This window comes from Mesorhizobium sp. M1A.F.Ca.IN.020.06.1.1, from assembly GCF_004023265.1.
Taxonomy (GTDB): domain Bacteria; phylum Pseudomonadota; class Alphaproteobacteria; order Rhizobiales; family Rhizobiaceae; genus Mesorhizobium.
Genome location: NZ_RZSR01001683.1, coordinates 1 through 586, shown reverse-complemented (window position 1 = coordinate 586; position 586 = coordinate 1). Strand labels below are relative to the sequence as shown.

Here is a 586-nt window from a genome sequence, read left to right as displayed (position 1 = left end):
CATCCAATCTCCCCCCCTGCGGGGGAGATGGCCGGCAGGCCAGAGGGGGGTGGGACGGAATGCCTTCATCGGCGTTTTGCTGAGCATCTTCTGCCTCCTCCTCGCCTTTGCCGCCCTTGCCGCCGACCTGCCCCCGCTCACTGGCCGTGTCGTCGACAATGCCGGCATTATCGACGCCGGCACGCGCGCGGCGCTGACCCAGAAACTCGCCGATTTCGAGAAGAAAGGCTCCGACCAGATCGTCGTCGCGACCATCCCCACCCTCGGCGGCGAGGAGATCGAGCCCTACGCCAACCGGCTGTTCCGCTTCTGGAAGCTCGGCCAGGCCAAAGAGAACAATGGTGTTCTTCTCCTGGTTGCGCCGAATGATCGCAAGATGCGCATCGAGGTCGGCTATGGGCTGGAAGGCACGCTGACCGACCTGCACACCAAGCTGATCATCGAGAACGACATGGTGCCGGCCTTCCGCGCCGGGGACTTCTCCGGCGGCATCAGCAAAGCCGTCGACGACATGATCATGGTGCTGGAGGGCAATCCGGAGGAGCTGGAGGCGCGCGGCAAGCGTAACGAGCAGGCGCCGTTCAAC

Annotated in this window: 1 protein-coding gene; it reads left to right on the top strand. The window is 64.5% G+C overall.

Features of this window, described 5'->3' with window-relative positions; translation table 11 throughout:
• Positions 1-49: 49 nt before the first annotated feature.
• A partial coding sequence (locus EOA60_RS36325) for a YgcG family protein (protein WP_206628466.1) occupies positions 50-586 on the top strand: 537 nt, incomplete at its 3' end.